Source organism: Pseudomonas sp. LH21 (assembly GCF_036549575.1).
Taxonomy (GTDB): Bacteria; Pseudomonadota; Gammaproteobacteria; order Pseudomonadales; family Pseudomonadaceae; genus Aquipseudomonas; species Aquipseudomonas peradeniyensis.
Map to the genome: position 1 here is coordinate 1,763,594 of NZ_CP144367.1, position 20,135 is coordinate 1,783,728.

Annotated in this window: 17 protein-coding genes; 4 read left to right on the plus strand and 13 right to left on the minus strand. The window is 66.2% G+C overall.

Annotated features, from left to right (window positions below):
- Positions 1-476: 476 nt before the first annotated feature.
- Positions 477-914 carry an Lrp/AsnC family transcriptional regulator gene (locus VUG52_RS08255; RefSeq protein WP_050706624.1) on the minus strand — a complete coding sequence of 146 codons (438 nt, stop codon included), beginning with the start codon at positions 912-914 and terminating at the stop codon, positions 477-479.
- A 133-nt stretch (positions 915-1,047) separates the two neighbouring features.
- Here VUG52_RS08255 and VUG52_RS08260 point away from each other — a divergent pair, with 133 nt between their 5' ends.
- Positions 1,048-1,953: a DMT family transporter gene (locus VUG52_RS08260; RefSeq protein ID WP_262951578.1), complete on the plus strand. Its 906-nt coding sequence runs from the start codon at positions 1,048-1,050 to the stop codon at positions 1,951-1,953.
- 208 nt (positions 1,954-2,161) lie between these two features.
- On the opposite strand, the gene VUG52_RS08265 is transcribed toward VUG52_RS08260, so the two are convergent.
- The 8 genes from VUG52_RS08265 to VUG52_RS08300 all read right to left on the minus strand — a co-directional run bounded on the left by VUG52_RS08265 (position 2,162) and on the right by VUG52_RS08300 (position 10,534).
- The gene (locus tag VUG52_RS08265; protein ID WP_050706622.1) at positions 2,162-3,022 is read right to left on the minus strand and encodes a glutathione S-transferase C-terminal domain-containing protein; all 861 of its coding nucleotides are present in this window, start codon (positions 3,020-3,022) and stop codon (positions 2,162-2,164) included.
- Position 3,023: 1 nt separating this feature from the next.
- Positions 3,024-3,671: an FMN-dependent NADH-azoreductase gene (locus tag VUG52_RS08270; RefSeq protein WP_050706621.1), complete on the minus strand. Its 648-nt coding sequence runs from the start codon at positions 3,669-3,671 to the stop codon at positions 3,024-3,026.
- Positions 3,672-3,877: 206 nt separating this feature from the next.
- Complete coding sequence (locus VUG52_RS08275) at positions 3,878-4,315, minus strand: PaaI family thioesterase (RefSeq protein WP_028692820.1); 438 nt, start codon at positions 4,313-4,315, stop codon at positions 3,878-3,880.
- Positions 4,316-4,326: 11 nt separating this feature from the next.
- Positions 4,327-5,403 carry an acyl-CoA dehydrogenase family protein gene (locus VUG52_RS08280; protein WP_050706620.1) on the minus strand — a complete coding sequence of 359 codons (1,077 nt, stop codon included), beginning with the start codon at positions 5,401-5,403 and terminating at the stop codon, positions 4,327-4,329.
- Between the two features lie 10 nt (positions 5,404-5,413).
- Positions 5,414-6,538 (minus strand): FAD-dependent oxidoreductase, encoded by a 1,125-nt coding sequence (locus VUG52_RS08285; RefSeq protein WP_062574716.1) that lies wholly within the window; start codon positions 6,536-6,538, stop codon positions 5,414-5,416.
- Positions 6,535-8,478, minus strand: a complete 1,944-nt coding sequence (gene asnB / locus VUG52_RS08290) for an asparagine synthase (glutamine-hydrolyzing) (RefSeq protein WP_331832685.1) — start codon at positions 8,476-8,478, stop codon at positions 6,535-6,537. Before asnB ends, VUG52_RS08285 begins: the two co-directional genes overlap by 4 nt.
- Before the next feature lie 80 nt (positions 8,479-8,558).
- Positions 8,559-9,341 carry an enoyl-CoA hydratase-related protein gene (locus VUG52_RS08295; protein ID WP_331832687.1) on the minus strand — a complete coding sequence of 261 codons (783 nt, stop codon included), beginning with the start codon at positions 9,339-9,341 and terminating at the stop codon, positions 8,559-8,561.
- Between the two features lie 5 nt (positions 9,342-9,346).
- The gene (locus VUG52_RS08300; protein ID WP_331832688.1) at positions 9,347-10,534 is read right to left on the minus strand and encodes a hydroxymethylglutaryl-CoA synthase; all 1,188 of its coding nucleotides are present in this window, start codon (positions 10,532-10,534) and stop codon (positions 9,347-9,349) included.
- On the opposite strand from VUG52_RS08300, the gene VUG52_RS08305 reads away from it, so the two are divergent.
- Positions 10,457-10,663, plus strand: a complete 207-nt coding sequence (locus VUG52_RS08305; protein ID WP_331833199.1) for a hypothetical protein — start codon at positions 10,457-10,459, stop codon at positions 10,661-10,663. The genes VUG52_RS08300 and VUG52_RS08305 overlap by 78 nt on opposite strands.
- Before the next feature lie 453 nt (positions 10,664-11,116).
- Complete coding sequence (locus VUG52_RS08310) at positions 11,117-12,013, plus strand: LysR family transcriptional regulator (protein ID WP_052896062.1); 897 nt, start codon at positions 11,117-11,119, stop codon at positions 12,011-12,013.
- Positions 12,014-12,648: 635 nt separating this feature from the next.
- On the opposite strand, the gene VUG52_RS08315 is transcribed toward VUG52_RS08310, so the two are convergent.
- The 4 genes from VUG52_RS08315 to VUG52_RS08330 all read right to left on the minus strand — a co-directional run bounded on the left by VUG52_RS08315 (position 12,649) and on the right by VUG52_RS08330 (position 18,962).
- Positions 12,649-14,016, minus strand: coding sequence for a TolC family outer membrane protein (locus VUG52_RS08315; RefSeq protein WP_331832689.1), 1,368 nt, complete (start codon positions 14,014-14,016; stop codon positions 12,649-12,651).
- 78 nt (positions 14,017-14,094) lie between these two features.
- On the minus strand, positions 14,095-17,172 hold the full coding sequence (locus tag VUG52_RS08320; protein ID WP_050706615.1) for a MexW/MexI family multidrug efflux RND transporter permease subunit: 3,078 nt from the start codon (positions 17,170-17,172) through the stop codon (positions 14,095-14,097).
- Positions 17,173-17,208: 36 nt separating this feature from the next.
- Positions 17,209-18,312: an efflux RND transporter periplasmic adaptor subunit gene (locus VUG52_RS08325; protein ID WP_331832690.1), complete on the minus strand. Its 1,104-nt coding sequence runs from the start codon at positions 18,310-18,312 to the stop codon at positions 17,209-17,211.
- The gene (locus VUG52_RS08330; RefSeq protein ID WP_110739300.1) at positions 18,309-18,962 is read right to left on the minus strand and encodes a DsbA family oxidoreductase; all 654 of its coding nucleotides are present in this window, start codon (positions 18,960-18,962) and stop codon (positions 18,309-18,311) included. The genes VUG52_RS08325 and VUG52_RS08330 overlap by 4 nt, the downstream gene beginning before the upstream one ends.
- Positions 18,963-19,123: 161 nt before the next feature.
- On the opposite strand from VUG52_RS08330, the gene VUG52_RS08335 reads away from it, so the two are divergent.
- On the plus strand, positions 19,124-20,053 hold the full coding sequence (locus tag VUG52_RS08335) for a class I SAM-dependent methyltransferase (protein WP_331832691.1): 930 nt from the start codon (positions 19,124-19,126) through the stop codon (positions 20,051-20,053).
- The last annotated feature ends 82 nt before the right edge of the window (positions 20,054-20,135 follow it).

Sequence of the window (20,135 nt, forward strand, 5' to 3'; positions counted from 1 at the left end):
TGACTGCGATGAGCGGGCGCTGGCGCACGGGCTCGCCATCTCGTCGGTGCAGGCGTTGGCATCACTGGGTTCTGGGCGCAACGGTCACCGGTGGGGTGACGCTGCGGGTTCTTGTGTATTTATGTTTCGTCAAACTTGTATACAAAACGCAAACACATAAAAGCCAGTTCCATGCCAGCGATCAACTCGCTTTCAGGTTGCTACTAATTTGAATCTATCTATTTGAAAGATAAGTTGATGAAATAAAGGAAATATAAGCTGACCAAATGAACAGGTAATATTTTTTGCTCGACATTTTAGTTGATCGAATGGTCAGATTTAGTTGATTGGAGTATGTAACTTAATGGGGCGTTACCGGTCAAAAGTGAACACAAAAATGGCACTTATGGTGACATTCATGTGTACAAGTTTTGGCCGGGCCGACTGCGTGGGAGCGGGCTTGCCCCGCGATAAGGCCTGCAACTGCAAAACCTCCCTCACGCCATCGGCGGCAACCGCCGCTTCACCGGCGTCTTCTTGATGATCGCCGTGTTGGTCTCGGCCAGCACGTTGAGGCGGTCGAGCAGCGTGTCCAGTTGCTCCATCGAGCGCACATGCAGGCGGGCGATGAAACAATCCTCTCCAGTGACTTTGTCGCATTCGGTGAACTCGGGAATGGCGATGATTTGCCGCTCCACTTCCTGCAACTGCCCCGGCAGCGGGCGAATCCGTACGATCGCCTGCAACTGGTAGCCGAAACAGCGCGGGTCCACCTCCACCGTATAGCCGCGCAGCACGCCGCGCTCCTCCAGGCGGCGCAGGCGCTCGCTGACGCTGGGCGCCGACAATCCGCTGATCTGCGCCAGGGCCTTGAGCGAGCGGCGCGAGTCTTCCATCAGGGCGTTGATCAGCAACTGGTCGATGGCATCGGTCATGGCAGCCTCGTTAGGTGATTTTCATGATATGCCTTGATAGTAAAGGCGAGAGCACCGATATGCCTTGTTTATCCGCTGGAAGGTCGCCCTCGACCCTCCGCATACTGTGCCCATCGTCGACAGGAGGTGTGAGATGGACAATTCGCTGCGCCGTGGCTCGCTGGAAATGATCGCCGCCATGCTGATCTCCGGGACCATTGGCTGGTTCGTGCTGGTGTCCGGGCAGCCGGTGCTGGAAGTGGTGTTCTGGCGCTGCGTGTTCGGCGCCGGCACCTTGCTGCTGATCTGCGCGGCCATGGGCTTTCTCAAGCCGGGCGTGCTGACCCGCGCCACCTTCCTGCTGGCGGTGGCCAGCGGGGTGGCGATCGTCGGCAACTGGGTGCTGCTGTTCGCCTCCTACTCGCGGGCTTCGATTGCCATCGGCACGGCGGTGTACAACGTTCAGCCGTTCATGCTGGTGGGCCTGGCCGCGCTGTTTCTCGGCGAGAAGATCACCCCGGCCAAGCTGACCTGGTTGAGCGTGGCGTTCCTCGGCATGCTGGCCATCGTCAGTGCCCATGGCGCGGGGCAGGCCAGTGGCGACGAGTACCTGCTGGGCATTGCCCTGGCATTGGGCGCGGCGTTCCTGTACGCCGTGGCGGCGTTGATCATCAAGCGCCTGACCGGCACGCCGCCGCACCTGATCGCGCTGATCCAGGTGAGCACCGGTGTGTTGCTGCTGGCGCCGTGGGTGAAGCTTGGTGGATTGCCGGGTGAACTGCCGGCGCTCGGCAGCCTGGTGACACTGGGGATCGTGCATACCGGGTTGATGTACGTGCTGCTGTACAGCGCCATCCAGCGCCTGCCCACGGCGTTGACCGGGGCGCTGTCGTTCATCTACCCGATCGCGGCGATCCTGGTCGACTGGGTGGCCTTCGACCATCGCCTGGCGGCGGTGCAGTGGCTGGGGGTGGGGCTGATCCTGCTGGCGGCTGCGGGCATGCAGCAGGGCTGGTGGTTCCGCCCGGCCAGCGGCCGCGGCGTGGCAAGGCCTGAATGAGGTTCAGTTTGTAAGATCGGCGTGGTCTTGGCGTGTAACAGCCTCAAGGTGTTGAAGTCGTCCGGAGTCGGTATTCGGCTTCAACCGCCGGGGCTGCGAGGCAGCCCTTTCGCGGCACAAGGCCGCTCCTACAGGGGGATGCGCCTCCTGTAGGAGCGGCCTTGCCGAGGCGTCGGACCGGCCGGAAAAGACCGCAAACGCCGACTGCTCAGTTCAACCAGCTCAACGCCGGCCCCTGGGGCACGATCCGGGTCGGGTTGATGTGGTTGTGCGAGTAGTAGTAATGCAGCTTGATATGCGCCATGTCGATGGTGCGGTAGATCGCCGGGATCTGCGTCAGGCGTACCAGGTACTGGTATAGCGCCGGGTACTCGGCCAGGGTCTTGTGGTTGGTCTTGAAGTGCACGTAGTACACCGCCTCGTAGCGGATCAGCGTGGGCAGCAGGAACAGGTCCGACAGGCTCAGCTTGCCGCCCACCAGGTACGGCTGCTTGCGCAGCCGGTGCTCGAGGGTGTCCATGGCCGCGAAGAACTGCTGGAAGGCCTGGTCGTAGCTCGCCTGGTCCGCGGCGAAGCCCATGTGGTAGACCATGCGGTTGATGTTGGTGTGCAGCCACTGGTTGAGCTCGACGATGTCGCAGCTGGAGCGGTCGGGCACCAGGTCGATCGGGGTCTTGGCCAGGGGCAGCAGGCGGGTGGCCATCTGCAGCGCCAGCTCCGCCGAATCGTTGTGCACGATACGGTTCTGCTGACGATCCCAGAGCACCGGCACCGACTGGTTGCCGGTGAAGCCCGGGCGCGAGCGCTCGTACAGGCTCGACAGCAGGGTGACGTCCTTGTGCAGCGGGTCCTGGTCGTGCTCGTCGAACTCCCAGCCCTGGTCGTGGCGGCGCGCCGCCACCGAGGTGACGTCCAGCGCGTCTTCCAGGCCCAGCAGGCTCTGCACCAGGTGCACCCGGTGCGAGAACGGGCAGGCGTGGGAGATGTACAGGTGGTAGCGGTTGGGCTCGGCCACCAGTTCGCTGAGGAACAGCTCCTGGACCGACGGGTTGTCTTGGCTGCGGGTCATCTTACCTCCCTACGGCGGTGGCCAGGCTTGGGCATGGGCGTTCGCCGAGGGCGGCGATGCTGTGCTGGATCTTCAGGTTGGCGGCGGCCAGGCCCGCGGCCAGGCTTTCTTCGCCCATGCCCAGGCCTTCGGCGTAGATGAACTCGACGCTGTTCAGGCCGACGAAGCCCAGGGTCTGCGACAGCCAGCCGGCCAGGGTGTCGGTGCCCTGGCTGTAGACGCCGCCGCTGGCGTTGAGCACGTGCACTGGCTTGTCATCCAGCAGGCCGACCGGGGCGCCGTCGACGTAGGTGAAGGTAACGCCGCCGCGCACGATGTAGTCGACCCAGGTGTGCAGGATCGACGGTGCGCCGAAGTTGTAGCGTGGCAGGCCGATCACCACGCGGTCGGCTTCCTGGATCTCTTCGATCAGCTCGTTGGACAGCTTCAGCGCCGCGGCCGCCTCGATGCTGCTGGCGTCACCGCCAAACAGGGCGTCCATGGTCACCGCATTGAGGTGCGGGATGGGCTGGGCGTGCAGGTCGCGTACCACCACCGAAGCTTCGGGGTTGACCTCTTTGAGCTGCTTGAGGAAGTTGTCCACCAGTTGGCCGGAGAAGCCGCCATCGGACTTGATCGAGGAGCGGATGACCAGGACCTTGTGATTCATTGCGAGAATCCTTTCTGTGATGTGTGTGATAGCCAGTCTTGAGCAATCGGGCGGGAGTGAAAAGCGCAGATAATCAGGGTATTACCCTTAAGGTTGTCATGTATCGCCAGGGGCTCTGTGCTGAAACGATCGCGGGGCAAGCCTGCTCCCGCAAATCGCGTGGGAGCGGGCTTGCCCCGCGATGAACGTGATGGGTGATTACGCCATTACCACTCGCGCTTGAGCCTGAACTTGCTCAGCTGCGCGCTGGCGATGCGCGTCTGGCTGCCGTCGGCGTTGACCCGCCAGGCCTCGGCCTGGGTGAACATCAGGTTGCGTCCGTCGCGGATCACCTTGGCGTGGAACAGCACCTCGGTGTCCCGTGGCGTGGCCGACAGCAGCAGGGTGTTGAAACTGTTGGTCAGGGCGTACTCGTCAGGCCCCAGCAAGGGCAGGGTGGCGAGCATGCTGGTGACGTCGAGCATCGAGTAGATCACCCCGCCGTGCAGGGTCTGGCTGAGGTTGTCGATGGCATCGGTAACGGTCAGCCGGCAGGTGCACTGGCCGGGGGATTGTTCCAGCATTTCCAGCCCGCAGTAGCGCTGGTAGGCGTGTTCGAGCAGCGCGCGCGAGTGCGCGGCGGCGTGGTCGCTGATGGTGCTCATGGTGTGATCCTTCACAGGTGCCGGGCAATGATTTCCAGCATGATTTCGTGGGTGCCGCCGCCGATGGCCAGCAGGCGGGCGTCGCGGTGGATGCGTTCGACCAGCGAGGGCTCGACGCAGCCGTGGGCGCCATGCAGCTGCACGGCGTCGCGGGCCAGGGTTTCCAGGGTCTGCACGGCGCTGTTCTTGGCGATGGCCACCTGGTGTGGGTCCAGGGTGCCTTCGGCCTGGCGGGCCACGCAGGTGTCGACGAACTGGCGGCTGACTGTCAGCTGTGCGTAGTGCTCGGCCAGGCGCTGGCGGATCACCGACTTGTCGAACAGCGCCTTGCCGCCGACCTGACGGCTCTTGCACCAGTCGATGGCGGCCTGCAGGGCCATGTCGGCGCTGGTGATGGCCATCACCGCCAGGTTCAGCCGCTCCTGCTGCAGGCTGGCCTGCAGCAGGCGGCCGACGCCGCCCTTGCCGGTCAGGCGCAGCGCTGGCACGTCCACAAGCTCCAGGTCGGCCAGCGGCAGGCAGCGCCAGCCCAGGGCCTGGCGCGGGGTGTGGCGGATGCCGGCGGCAGAGCCTTCGACCAGGAACAGCGCCAGGCCGTCCTCGCAGTGGCCGACCATCAGCAGCCAGTCGGCGCGGGTGGCGTTGCAGATAAACGCCTTGTGTCCGTTCAGCCGGTAGCCGTCAGCCTGGCGCGTGGCCCGGCACTCCAGGGCGCGCAAGTCGGAGCCAGCCTGGCGCTCGGTGATCGCCAGGGCGATGCTCTGGCGGCCGTCGAGCACCGCCGGCACCAGGTCGTGGACGATCGGGTGGCCGGTGGCCTGCACCGCCTTGAGGCTGACGAAGTGCGAGCCCAGGCCCATGGTGATGCCCTGGGCGCCGCTGCGGGTCAGCTCCTCGATCAGCACCGCCACGGCCCGCGGGTCGTCCGGCAACTGGCGGTGGTCGTGGCCCAGGCCGAGCAGGCCGGCGGCGCCGGCCTCGCGGTTGAGCGTGGCCGGGTAGGCGCCGAGCTGCTCCCAGGCCGCCACGTTCGGCGTGATGCGCTCGCTGACGAAGGCCTGCAGGCGCTGGCGGTATGCGTCACTCATGGCGATCTCCTCAGAACACCGTGGTCAGGGCCAGGTCGTGGAAGCGCTCGACGATCGGCCGGATCCGCGAGGAGGTCATGGCACTGTCCTCCTCGAAGTAGTACAGGTCGGTCATGTCGCGCATCACTTCCAGCATCACTCGCGAGCGCTCGGCGGCGCGGATCTCGTAGCGCTGCAGGGCGCTGTCGAGGCGCTCGTCGCAGCAGCCGACCAGGGCCTGGGCGAGCATGAAGGCGTTCTCCAGGCCCAGGGTCAGGCCGTAGCCGAGGGTCGGCAGCATTGCGTGGATGCTGTCGCCGAGCATCACCACGCGGCCGTTCTGCCAGCAGCCGGCGCCGGTCAGCGCCATCATCTTGTGGGTGAGGATCTGCTCGTGCTCGGTGGCTTGCATCATCCGCACCACATCCGGCGGCAGGTCGGCGAACAGCCGCACCAGGCCGTCGCGGTCGAGCAGCGGCTGGTTGCGGTGCTGGTAGGCGGCGAACCAGTAGCGGTACGGACGGTCGGCCGCCAGCGGGTAGGTGACCACCCGCGAGAACTCCGAGGCGAAGATCTGGCAACGGTCGGGCAGCAGCAGCGGCGAGTCGAACTCGACCATGCCGCGGCTGGCCACCAGGCCCGTGTCGTAGGGCGTCAGGCCCGGCTCCAGGCACTGACGCACGGTGGAGCCGACGCCGTCGCTGCCGATCACCAGGTCGAAGTCTTCCTGCTCGCCGTTGCTGAAGGTGACCCGCGCCTGTTCGCCGACCTTCTCCACCTTCTCGCAGCCCATCTGGTAGCGGATCTGCCCGGGGGCCAGGCGTTCGCGCAGCAGGCCGAACAGCTCGGGACGCGGGAACATCACCGCCGGCGCCGGGATCCCCAGGCCGTCCGGGCGCACCGGCTGGCTGTGGATCAGGCGACCGTCGCGGCCATGGGTGTCGAGGAACTCGATGGCCTTGCCGCGGCCGATGAAGCCGGTGTCGTTGAACAGGAAGCGCAGCACCTGCACGCCCTGGGGCCAGACGTAGATGCCGGTGCCCGAGTCGCGCGGGCCATTGGCCCGCTCGTACACCGTGGCCTCGAGGCCGAAGCGCTTGAGAATCAGGGCGCAGGCCAGGCCATTGAGGCCGGCGCCGATGATCGCGATCTTCATGCGGCCACCTCGTTCAAGGTGTTCCAGCTCTGGCCGCTCATGCGGTAGCGGCGTTGCAGCAGGCACAGGCTGGTCAGCTCCATCAGCATCGGGTCGAGCAGGCCCTGTTCCTGGGCGCTGAGGGTCGGCAGCTGCTTGAGCAGGCTGCGGACCTTGGCCGCGTCGAAGAACGGCAGGGCGTCCAGGTCACGGCTGTGCAGGGTGTCCTGCACCAGTTGCCACAGGCGGCCTTGCTGCTGCAGGGTGGCCGGCGGGGCGCGGAAGTAGTGCTTCTTGCGCTCGTACAGGGCCTTGGGCAGGTAAGGGCGCATGGCTTCGCGGAACACGTACTTCTCGGTGGCGCCGCGCACCTTCATCCACACCGGCAGTTGGCAGGCCAGTTCGACCACGTGGTGGTCGAGCAGCGGCACGCGGCCTTCGATGCTGTTGGCCATCTCCATGCGGTCGCCCAGGGTGGTGAGGACGAAGTTCGGCAGGTACGACTTGGCCCATAGGTACATGGAGTTGTGCACCGGGTCGCGATCGGCGAGCTTGCCGTGGTCGAGGCGGTCGAAGAACTGGCGGTACGGGTCGACACCGGTGAAGTGGTCGCGGAAGTCACCGCGGTACAGGCTCTCCAGGGCCTTGAACCAGCCGGCCTGGTTGTCCAGCCACGACACGCCGTGCTTGAGCTGGTCGACCATCCAGTGGATGTCGTGGGGCATGTGTGCGTTGGTGTAGCCCTGCTCGTTGGCCTGGATGCGCTGGCGCAGCAGGTCGATGACTTTCGGGTCTTGTTGTTCGTTGTTGTACAGCAGCATGTCGCGGCGGAAGTGCGGGTAGCCGGCGAACACTTCGTCGGCGCCTTCGCCGGTCAGCACCACCTTCAGGCCGGCCTTGCGCACTTCCTTGCTGAGGATGTACTTGGCCACGCCGTGGGCGTTGAAGAACGGCGTCTCGTTGTGCCACACCGCCTGCTCGAAGTTGTCCGCCAAGTCATCCTGGGTGATCTCGATGGTGTGGAAGCGCGCGCCGTTGTGCTCGGCGGCCATGCGCGCGAAACGGTTCTCGTCGTAGTCGTCCATGTCGGTGAACGACAGGTTGAAGGCGTCCAGCGGCTCGCCCTTGAGGGCGGTGGCCATGCCCAGCATCGCCGAGGAGTCGATGCCGCCGCTCAGGTACACGCCCATCGGCACGTCGGCGCGCAGGCGCAGGCGCACGGCTTCCTCGATGGCGGCGCGCACGGATTCGATCATGCCGGCCTCGTCGCTCGGCGCCGGGGTGTCGCGGCGGGCGAATTCCATGTCCCAGTAGCGGCCGCTGTGCAGGCCGCCGTGGTCGACCATCACCCAGCAGCCCGGCTGCACGCTGCGCACGCCTTCGAACAGGGTGTGGTCGCGCAGGTAGAAGGCGCGGCTGGCGTAGGCGTTCTCGTCCCAGGTCGGGTTGACGCCGGCGGCCAGCAGGGCCTTGATCTCGGAGGCGAAGTACCAGTTGCCTTCATGCTGGGTGTAGAACAGTGGCTTGATGCCCAGGCGGTCGCGCACCGCCAGCATCAGGCGGCGACGGCGGTCGAACAGGACCATGGCGAACTCGCCGCGGAGCTCCTTGAGCCCGGCCATGCCGGAGCGGCGGTACAGGTGCAGGGCGATCTCGCTGTCCGAGGCGGTCTTGAAGATCGCGCCTTCGGCCTGCAGTTCGGCACGGATGCGCTCATGGTCGTAGAACTCGCCGTTGACGATCACCGCCAGGTCGCCTTCGTCGGCGACGATCGGCTGCATGCCGTTGTCCAGGCCGATGATGCTCAGGCGGGTGTGGCCGAGCACGGCGCGCTCGCCCGGGTCACGCCACAGGCTGTGCTCGTCCGGGCCGCGGTGGTTGATGGCGGCCAGGGCGTCGAGGATCGACTGGTCGCTGATGCTGTTGCGTTTGGACTGGTAGACACCGATGAAACCACACATGGCAAAATCCTTTTCTCATAGGTCGGGCGTCGTCGGCGACGCCGGAACGGCGCGGGCTTCGTGGTCCGCGCACCCAGGGTTCATTGCGCCCAGTCGGGGCGGCTGCGTTCGAAGAAGGCGGCAAGACCGTGCTGGCCCTCGCTGGAGGTGCGCAGGCGGGCGATCAGTTGCAGGTTGCAACCCTGCTCGTCGAGCAGGTGGTCGCGGCCTGCCAGGCGCGCCAGCATCTGCTTGATCTCGCGACTGGCCTGGGGGCCGGTCTGCAGCAGGGTGGCCAGCCAGCGGTCGCGGGCCTGCTCCAGCTCGGCGGCGGGCACCAGGCGGTGGACCAGCTGCAGGCGCAGCGCGTCCTCGCTGCCGAACACCTCGGCCGAGAGCATGTAGCGCCGTGCCTGGCGCACGCCCATGGCGCGCACCACGTAGGGGCTGATCAAGGCCGGGGCCAGGCCCAGGCGCGCCTCGCTGAAGCAGAACCGCGCATCCTCGGCGGCCAGCACGTGGTCGGCGCAGCACAGCAGGCCCAGGGCCCCGCCGAACACCGCGCCGCGGGCCAGCATCAGCACCGGCACCGGGAAGTCGTCCAGGCGCTGCAGGACATTGGCCAGCAGGCTGGCGTCCTCCAGGTTGCGCGCATGGTCGAAGTCGCGGCTGCGGCGCATCCACTCCAGGTCCGCCCCGGTGCACAGGTGCTCGCCGGCGCCGTCGAGCACCAGGGCGCGCAGCCCCGGGTGCTCGGCGAGGGCCTGCAGCTGCTCGTGCAAGGCCCCGAGCAGGGCCTCGTCGAGGGCGTTGCCGGCATGCGGACGGTTCAGGGTCAGGCAGGCGACCGCGGGTTGCGGCCAGCTCAGCAGCACGTCGCTCATGGTCGTCAGCTCGCCATCTTCAGGGACAGGGCGGTGCTCTCGTACTGACGGCGATAGCCCTCGCAACCGCCGTAGCGGAACGCGCCGCCGGTGACGTACGGCGTGCTGTAGTCGGCCACGGCCGGGTGGTTGTCGCCGTAGAACCAGGTGCTGTACTGCTCATGGCCCAGGCGGGTGCGGCTGGCCAGCATGCGCGCATGCGCCTTGCGCCGCGAATGGGCCTGGTAGCCCGGCACCACGGTGGCGCTGAAGAACTCGCCGACGCTGCCCGAACCGTAGCTGAACAGGCCGATGTTGCGGCCGGTCAGGTCCTCGTCGCTGTTGTCCAGCAGTGACAGCAGGGCGATGTACAGCGAGGCGGTGTAGCAGTTGCCGATGGCCTTGCCGTACAGCTGGCTGGTGGAGTACGCCTTCTCGCCCAGGGCCTTGGCTGCTTCAGGCTCGATCTCCTCGAACACCGAGAAGGCTTTCTTCGCCATCTTGGTGAACGGCTGGTGGAAGCACAGGAAGCTCATGTCTTCCAGGCCCAGGCCGCCGTCGGCGCGGTAGCTCTGCCAGGCGTTGCGCAGCGACTCCAGGTAGACCTCGATCGACAGCTTGCCGTCGACCAGCGCGGTGCTGCGCAGGTTCGGTCGCCAGAAGTCCGAGACGTCCAGGCTGTAGCGGCCCTGGTGCGGGTGCAGCTCCAGCAGGCGCGGGTTCTCGGCCACGATCATGGCCACGGCGCCGGCGCCCTGGGTGCATTCGCCCTCGGAGTTCTGCTCGTAGCGGGCGATGTCGGTGGCGATCACCAGTACCTTTTCGTGAGGACGCTGGGCGACCAGCGCACGGGCCATCTGCAAGCCGGCGGTGGCGCCGTAGCAGGCCTGCTTGAACTCCACCACGCGGCAGTCGGCGCGCAGGCCGAGCAGGCTGTGGACGAACAGGCCGGCGGCCTTGGACTGGTCGATGCCGCTCTCGGTGGCGAGGATCACCGTGGCGATCGAGGCGCGGGTGGCGTCATCGAGCAGCGGCAGGGTGGCGTTGGCCGCCAGGGTCACGATGTCTTCGTCCGGGGCCGGCACGGCCATGAACTCCTGGCCGATGCCGACCAGGTATTTCTGCGGATCGATACCATGCCGTTCGGCAAGTTCTTCCAGTGCGAAAAAGTGTTGCGGTACAGACAGCCCAATATCATCAATGCCGATTTTCATGTGTATGCCCAATTATTTTTCACTGTTGAAAAAATCCCAAAATACACAACCGGTCTTGTTGTTCCGGTGCCAGACCCTGCTGGCCATTTAATTATTGCGGGTGAAGCTTTTGCCAAAAAAAGCGAATAATTCCGATGGGATTGATGACGCCTGTTCATGGTTTTTTTTGGCTATTAAGTTATGCGTTTTTTTAGTGCGCGCAGGCGCGGGCCCCGTGCTGCCACGCGGCTTCCATAAAGGTTTGGGAGGGGGTTGTTGAACAATAGGGCAATTAAAATTTTCAATTAAGTTAATATGAAAATTTTATGGCGTTATCGCCGCATACTTTGCCGTGTTGTTCCGGCTGTTGATTTAGGCCGTATCGCTTGTGCATCTCTGCATGGGGGACGCTCCTTGTCCATTATTCATCCATTAGTGCCGGACACTGTCCGGGACGTTGTTGTCGCACGAAGTGGCCTGGGCGAATAGTGACAAAAAGTGCGTGCATCGCGGCATGGTCTTCATGTGTCGTGCGCAGCTGTGGTACAACGCCGCAGGACACAGGATTCGTCGCCCGGTTTTCGGGTACACAAGGAGGTGATGGTGTTTTCCAAGATCAGTCTCGATCAGTGGCGCGCGTTCGTCTGCACGGTCGAGTGCGGCGGTTTCCAGCAGGCCGGCGAGCACATGTACAAGTCGCAGTCGGCCATCAGCCACTCGGTCAACCGCATGGAAATGCTCCTGGGCCAGGAGCTGTTCATCATCGAAGGCCGCAAGGCCGTGCTCACCTCCCTGGGCAAGGCCCTGCTGCCCCAGGCCAAGCACCTGCTGGGCGCGGCGCAGAAGCTCGAGCACCTGGCCAACCAGTACCAGCCCGGGCTGTTCACCGAGCAGGCGCTGGCGGTGGATGTGCTGTTCCCCATCGAATTGCTGCAACAGGCATTGCAGGAGTTTGCCCTGGAGTACAAGGATCACCGTATCCGCCTGTACGAAACGGCATTGTCCGGGGCCCGCGAGCTGCTGGAGGATGGCAAGGTCGAGCTGGGCATCGCCAGCAGCCTGCCTTCCGGTTACCTGCAGGAGTTCCTGCTCAATGTCTCGCTGGTCTGCGTGGTGGGGGCCAGCCACCCGCTGAGCGCGGCGCAGGGGGAGTTGAGCCTGGACGACATGAAGAACCACCGGCAGGTGGTGATCCGCGATTCCGGCACGCGCAATTCGCAGAACAGCGGTTGGCTGGGGACCTCGCAGCGCTGGACGGTGAGCAGCCTGGCGGCGGCCGAGAGCTTTGTCGAGCGGGGGATGGGCTTTGCCTGGTTGCCGGAGCATCGGGTGCAGCAGGGGCTGGCGCAAGGGCGGCTGGTGCGGGTCAACCTGCAGCATCAGCGGGAGCGGGAGGTACCGATGTACATGGGGTATCCCGAGGAGTATCGGCACAGTCCCGAGGTGCGGTTGCTGGCGCAGATACTGCGGGAGCGGTGTCGGGAGTATCGGCCGGGGTGATTGTTGGGGCGGTAGCTGGGGCTGCTGTGCAGCCCTTTCGCGGCACAAGGCCGCTTTCATGAAGCAAAAAACAATTCTTTGATCTAGCTCGGGCAGCGTGGGAGCGGGCTTGCCCCGCGATGCGGTGTTTGGCACCGGCTTCGCCGGTGATCGCGGGGCAAGCCCGCTCCCACGCTGGAACTCTGCTCCCTGTGCAGCAGCCCCCAACCAAATGCTTCAGCCAGCAAAGCTTGGGATCTACCCTACGCGCTTGCCGGAAGCCGCCGCGTTGTCGGGGAAATACCCCGCAGATAACTTCACTGGGTCGCCACACCAGGTGACCGGGCGTGAGAACCCGAGGCGTAAAGTATCGGCAATCCAGTTATGGCAGCCGTGCCCGGGCAGACTTCGGTCTGGCCGAGTTTTTCTTGCGCCTCGGTTTCTCACCCCGTGCACGGCTGCCACCATTTGCTTCTCGCTCCAAAGCGCTGTCGTGGGAGCGGGCTTGCCGCGATTCGGGCGCTGCCAGGCCAATGCTTCATGGTTGCCGTACGCGGGCAGACTTTGGTCTGGCCGGCTTCAGTGCGTCGGTTTCTCACCCCGCGTACGGCGGCCACCTACTTCGTGAGAAAGATCGAGCTGGGCAGTGCTCCCAGTCAACCCCGCAGATCACTCGGCAGGAAGTCCCGCTCCGGCTCGTAATCCAGCTTCAGATACCCCGCCAATTCGCGCAGGTCATCCGGGCTCAGGCTGCCGGCCTGCTGCTTGAGCCGCAGGCTGTCGACGATGTACGCATAGCGCGAGACGTTGTAGTCGCGCACCGCGTTGTACAGGTCGCGCTGCGCATCGAGGATATCGACGATGTTGCGGCTGCCCACCTCATACCCGGCCTCGGTCGCCCGCAACGAGCCCTGGCTGGAGATGATGCTCTGGCGCCGCGCCCGTACCTGCTCGACATCACTGACCACCGCGCGGAAGGCGTTGCGCGAACCTTCCAGCACCTCGCGTTCGAGGCTGGTGCGGCCGTACTCGGTGCGTGCCAGCTCATGGGTGGCCTGGCGCACCCGCGCGCTGGTGCCGCCGCCGCTGAACAGCGGCAGCTTCATCTGCACCATCACCGAGCTGTCGCGCTGGTTGCCGGGGCGCTGGCCGAAGTGCGCGCTGGAGTCCATCAGGTCGCTGTCGCCCTCGGCGTAGCCCATGGCCAGGTTGAAGGTCGGCAGGTGATCGGCCTTGCTGCTGCGCAGGGTCTGGCCGGCCTGGCTGACGGCGGCCTGGCTGGCGCGCAGGCGCAGGTTCTGCGCCATGGCCTGTTCGACCCAGGCCTCGGCGCGCTCGGGCACCGGCGCCTGCACCGGCAGGCTGTGGCGGATCCCGGCCAATGCCGGTTGCGCCTGGCCAGTCAGGCGCATCAGCGCCTGGTAGGCGTCCTCGCTGCGGCGCTGGCTGTCGATCAGGTTGGCGCTGGCGCGGTCGAAGCTGGCCTGGGCCGAGAGCATGTCGTTCTGGTCGGACAGGCCGGCGTCGTAGCTCAGCCGGGTCTGCTGCAACTGGCGGTCGAAGGCGCGCAGCTCGGCCTTGGCGGTGGCCAGGTTGTCCTCGGCCAGCAGGGTGTCGAAGTAGCGGCTGGCGGTGTCGAGGATCAGTTGCTGCTGGAACGCCGAGAAGTCCAGTTCGGCCTGTTCGTTCTCGGATTGCGCGGCCTTGAAGTCGAACCAGCGGCTGAGGTCGAACAGCGGCTGGTCGAGGCTCAGGCGGTACAGGCTGCCGCTGCGCTGTTCGACCTGGCGGCGGTCGCTGCGCACGTCGCCGGCCTCGGCATCCAGGGCTACCTGCGGCAGCAGGCGGGCGCGGGCCAGGGGCACGGCCTCGCGGCGGGCCAGGTAGTTCTCGCGGGCGGCGGCCATGTCGCTGTTGTGCTCGACCACCTGGGCATACACCGACATCAGTGTCGCGCGCTCGGCGGCAACGGCCTGGGCCAGGGGCGCCAGGAGCAGCAGGGGCAGAAGGGTCTTACGTAGCATGTCGTTTCTCTTAATTCGGGCCGGCCGCTCCCAGGGGCAGCCGATCACGGCTGCCACAGGGGAGGGCGGGCTAAAGGGTCAGGCCGGCTGGGTGTAGGCGGCCAGTTCCTGCAGGCGTGGGTCTTCGCTGGCGCGGTGGTCCTTGGCCAGCAGCGAGTACACGGTGGGCAGGATGAACAGGGTGAACAGCGTGCCGACCAGCATGCCGATGACGATCACCAGGCCCAGGCTGAAGCGGCTGTGGGCCCCGGCGCCGCTGGCCAGCAGCAGCGGGACCAGGCCCACCACCATGGCCGCGGTGGTCATCAGGATCGGCCGCAGGCGGATCTGCGCGGCGCGCTCGATGGCCGTGCGGCGGTCGAGCTGGTCGGCCTGCTGCAGCTCGTTGGCGAACTCGACCATGAGGATGCCGTGCTTGCTGATCAGGCCGACCAGGGTCACCAGGCCGATCTGCGTGTAGATGTTCACCGTGGCGTAGCCCAGGTACAGCGGGATCAGCGCGCCGCACACCGACATCGGCACGCTGACCAGGATCACCAGCGGGTCGCGCAGGCTTTCGAACTGCGCCGCCAGCACCAGGTAGATGACCAGGATGGCGAAGATGAACGTCACCACCAGGGCGCTGCCTTCCTGGACGAACTGGCGGGCATCGGACAGCCAGTCATGGCTGAAACCGGTGGGCAGGGCATTGGCCTGGGCGGCGAGGAACTGCACCGCGTCGCCTATGCTCACGCCCGGCGCCGGCACCGCCTGCAGGGTGGCCGAGTTGAGTTGGTTGAACTGGGTCAGCTTGTTGGGCTCGATCGACATGTCGAAGCTGACCAAGGTCGACAGCGGCACCTGGGCGCCGTTGGCGGCCTTGACGTATTGGCCGACCAGCATCTCCGCCGACAGGCGCTGGGCCCGCGCGACCTGCGGGATCACGTCGTAGGAGCGGCCGTCGAGGGCGAAGCGGTTGACGTAGTTCTCGCCCACCAGCACCGCCAGGGCGTCGCCGATGGCCTGCATGCTGATGCCCAGGTCGTTGGCCTTGCTGCGGTCGATGTTGATGTTGACCAGCGGGCTGTTGAAGTCCAGGTCGCTGTCGACCACGGCGAACAGGCCGCTGGCCATGGCCGCCTGCTTGATCTTGTCCATGGCGTCGAACACCACGCGGTGGTCCTGGGAACTCTGGATCACCATCTGCACCGGCAGGCCGCCGGTGGAGCCGGGCAGCGGCGGCAGCTGGAAGGCGAAGATGGCCACACCCTCGATCTCGCCGACGGCTTTCTGGATTTCGGCCTGCAACTGGTCGGCGCTGCGCTGGCGTTTTTCCCAGGTGCTCAGGTTGGCGCCGCCGAACGCGGTGCGCGGGCCGTCGTTGCCGTTGACCACCCAGGTGATGTCGGTTTCCGGGAAGGTGGCGAACAGACGGTCCATGCGGTGCGCGTACATCTCGGTGTAGTCGATGTTGGCGTACTGCGGCGCCTTGGCCACCGCCAGCACCTGGGCCTGGTCCTCGACCGGCGCCAGCTCGCGCTGGGCGCCGAGGTAGAGGATCGGCAGGCTGACGAATACCGCCGCGGCAATTGCCAGGGTCAGCCAGCGGTGGTGCAGGGACACGTCCAGCACGCGGCCGTAGCCCTTGCCCAGCCACTGGAAGAAGCGCTCGGCGCCACGGGCCATCGGCCCTTCGCTGGCCTGGCGGTTGAGCAGGAAGGCGCTCATCACCGGCGACAGGGTCAGCGCCACCACGCCGGACACCACCACGGCGCCGGCGAGGGTGAAGGCGAACTCCTTGAACAGCGCGCCGGTGAGCCCGCCCATCAGGCCGATCGGGGCGTACACCGCAGCCAGGGTCAGGGTCATGGCGATCACGGGGCCTGCGATCTCGCGGGCGCCGACCAGCGCCGCCTGCAACGGCGACTTGCCTTCCTCGATATGGCGGTGGACGTTCTCCACCACGACGATGGCGTCGTCCACCACCAGGCCGATGGCCAGGACCATCGACAGCAGGGTCAGCAGGTTGATGCTGAAACCGAACAGGCTCATGATCGCCGCCGCGCCGATCAGCGACAGCGGGATGGTCACCAGCGGGATCAGCACGCTGCGCAGCGAGCCGAGGAACAGGAAGATCACCACGGCGACGATCACCACGGCTTCGATCAGGGTCTTGACCACTTCATCGATGGACGCCTGGATGAAGCGCGCCACCTCGAACACGATGTTGGCGGTCATGCCCGGCGGCATGGTCTCGCGGATCTGCGGCATCATCTCCTGCACCGCGCCGACGATGGTCAGCGGGTTGCCGGCGGGGGTGGCGTGCAGGCCGATGAACACCGCCGGCTCGCCGTCCATGATGCCGCTGGTGTCATAGGAGGTGGCGCCGAGCTCGGCGGTGCCGATGTCGCTCAGGCGGATCAGCGTGTCGCCGTCGCGGCGCACCACCATCTGGCGGAACTGGTCGACGCTGGTCAGGTCGGTGTTGATGTTGATGTTGGCCGAGACGTACTGGCCCTTGGTCTGCCCGGGGGCGGCCTGGAAGTTGTTCTGGCGGATGGCCTCGGCAACGTCGCTGGCCGACAGGTTGCGCGCGGCCATGCGCGCCGGGTCCAGCCACAGGCGCATGGCCAGCTTCTGGCCGCCGAGGATCTGCGCCTCGGCCACGCCGTCGATGGCCGCCACGCGTGGCTGCACCACCCGCGAGATGTAGTCGGTGATCGCCGGCAGGCCGATGTCCTTGCTCGAGAAGCCGATGTAGATCACCGCTGTGCCTTCACCGGAGGACTTGGCCACCACCGAGTCGTAGGCGCCTTCGGGCAGGCGGTACTTGACCTGGTTGACGGCGGCCATGATCTCGGTGAGGGCCTTGTTGGAGTCGGCGTTGAGCTTCAGGCGCACGCTGATGACGCTCTTGCCCTGGGTCGAGGTCGAGCTCAGGTAGTCGACGCCGTCGACCGAGGCCACGGCTTGCGAGATGGGCTGGGTGACGAAGCCCTGCATCAGTTGCGAGCGGGCGCCGGGGTATTCGGTGGTGATGGTGATGGTCGCGCTTTCCAGCTGCGGATACTGGCGGATCGGCAGGTTCAGCAGCGCCAGCAGGCCAAGCATGACGATCATCGCGCAGACCACCAGGGTCAGTACCGGGCGGCGGATGAACAGGTCGGTGAATTTCATGGTGCTACAGGTCCTTTTCAGTGGCACGCAAACCCATTACTGCTGGGCCAGGTCCGGCTTGCGCGTGGTGCTGGCGGCCAGGGTGTCGTCGGTGACCCGCACCGGCATGCCATTGCTCAGGCGGATCTGCCCGGACACCACCACGCGGTCGCCCGGGGTCAGCGCATCGAGCACCACCACGCGGTCGTCGCGGCGCGCGCCCAGCTTGACGAACACCTGCTCCACGCGCAGCGCGCCGTCCTTCTCGCGCAGCACGTACAGCGAGTTGCCGTAGGCGCTGTAGCTGATCGCCGTTTCCGGCACGCTGAGCACGTCGGCGTGGCTCGGCAGCTCGATGCTGACGTTGGCGAACATGCCTGGCTTGAGTTGCTGGCCAGGGTTGTCGAGGGTCGCCTGCACCTGCATGGAGCGGGCACCCGGATCGATCTGCGGCTCCAGGGTGGTGACTGCGGCGACAAAGCGCTGCTGCGGCCAGGCATCGACCTTGAGGGTGATGGCCTGGCCCGCCTGCAGGGCGGCGGCGGACTGCTCGGGCAGCGGGAAGTTGACGTGCAGGCGCGACAGCTCGGTGAGGGTCACCAGGCTGTCGCCGGGGCTGACGTACTGGCCGAGGTTGACTTTGCGGATGCCCAGCACGCCGGCGAACGGGGCGCGGATGGTCTTCTGCGCGATCTGCGCCTGTACCTGGGCGATCTCGCCAAGCAGCTGGTCATAGTTGGCCTGGGCCTGGTCCAGCTGGGCCTGGGTGGAGGCCAGCGGCAGCACCTTGCGCGTGCGCTCCAGGGCCAGCTTGGCGTTCTTGGCCTGGGCCTGCAGCTTGGCAAGCTCGCCGCGCTCGGGCGCGTCGTTGAGCTTGACCAGCACTTGGCCGGCGGCCACGGCCTTGCCGGCGGTGAACTCCAGCGCGGTGATGCGCCCGCCGACTTCCGGCGAGACATTGACCTGATGCACCGCCTCCAGGGTGCCGACGGCGCTGAGCACCTGCGGCATCGGGCCGGACTGCACCCGGGCGACCGCCACCGGGGTGGCGTTGGCCTGGGCGGCGGGGGCGTCGTTGGCCATCACCGCCGGGGCGGGCAGCAGGGCCATGGTCAGCAGCGACAGCGAGGTGCCGGCGGCGATCCAGTAGCGATTGTTCATTGTGCGGCTCCTTGTGCCTGGTTCTGGTTGGCACGGACCTGGATGAAGGTCTGGCGCAGTTGCTCGAGGCTCAGGGCGCCGGGGACCAGGTAGCGGCCATCGATCACCAGGCTGGGCACCGAGCTGATGCCCAGGCGCCGGCCCAGGGCCAGTTCTTCGTCGAGCATCTGCGGTGCCTGCTGGTCGAATGCCGTGGCGAAGGCCTGCGGGTCGAAGCCGGCCTCGGCGGCCACCGCCAGCACGGTGGCGCGGTCGCCGATGTTGCGGGCCTGCACCAGGTGGGCTTCCTGCAGGCGGTCGAACATGCGCTCGTGGCCTTCGTTGCCGCCCAGCGCCTTGGCGGTCTGGCAGGCCAGGCCTGCGAGCAGGCCGGTGGGGTATTCGAAGTCCTGCTGGCGCATGGCTTCGATGTTGATGCGCTTGACGTCCTCGGCGCGCGAGCACGACAGCCAGTGGCTGAGGATGGTTTCCTTGGCCTTGGGCATCGAGCCGAAGCGCTCGACCATCGCCTCGCGGCTGGTCTGCAGGATGAAGCTGCGGTGCTGGATGTCCAGGTTGAGTTCGTCCTGCAGCTGCTTGAGGCGCGGGGCGAGGACGAAGCACCAGCCGCAGACGACATCGTGGAAGAATTCGACTTTCAAGGGTGACATGGCAGTGATCCGGTTTCTGGGAGGGATGGCCGCACTATCCACAGCGCTCCGGCAAGAAAAAAGCGACAAAAGTGCCGCAAACCCTCTCATCCCCTTCATCGATGACCGCCCGGCCCGGCCGCGAGCGGGTAGAATGGCGCTTTTGCCTGACCGTAGCCGACATGAGCCCAGCCATCGCCACCCTCGAGCAGCACCTGCTCGCCGCCCTCGATCCCGCCCCGCAGGAGACCCGCCGCCTGTTCCATGGCCGTGGCCGTTGCTGGCCGGGCCTTGAGCAGATCACCGTCGACTGGCTCGATGGCGTGCTGCTGGTGGCGCTGTTCCGCGAGCCGCCCGAGGGCCAGCTGGCGGAGCTCGAAGCGATGCTGATGGCGCTGGCCGAACGCCCGCAGTGGACCGGCCAGGCCATCCTGCTGCAGCACCGCTACCTGCCGGACAGCCCCGGCCAGTGGTTGTGGGGCGAGCCGTGCCAGCAGCGCGAGGTGGTCGAGGATGGCCTGAAGTACCTGCTCGACCTGGGCGTGCGCCAGAACAACGGCCTGTTCCTCGACATGCGCTACGGCCGACGCTGGGTACGCGGGCAGGCGGGCGGCAAGCGCGTGCTCAACCTGTTCGCCTACACCTGCGGTTTTTCGGTGGCGGCGATCGCCGGCGGCGCCGAGCAGGTGGTCAACCTGGACATGGCCAAGTCGGCGTTGTCCCGGGGCCGCGACAACCATCGGCTCAATGGCCATGACGCCTCGCGGGTGGCGTACCTGGGGCATGAGCTGTTCAAGTCGTGGGGCAAGGTGCGCAAGTACGGGCCGTACGACCTGATCATCATCGACCCGCCGACCTTCCAGCGCGGCAGCTTCGTGCTGACCCAGGACTACGCCAAGATCCTCCGGCGTTTGCCGGAGTTGCTGAACGAAGGCGGCACGGTGCTGGCCTGTGTCAACGATCCGGGGATCGGGCCGCAGTTTCTCATCGAGGGGATGGCCGAGCAGGCGCCGGGGTTGGTGTTTGTCGAGCGGCTGGAGAATCCGCCGGAGTTTCCGGATGCGGATCCGGAAGGTGGCCTGAAGGCGCTGGTGTTCCGCCAGCAGGCCTGAGGCAGGACTCTTGTAGGAGCGGGCTTGTCCCGCGATGGCGTCAGAACAGGCAACATCATTGCTTGGTCTGACGCCATCGCGG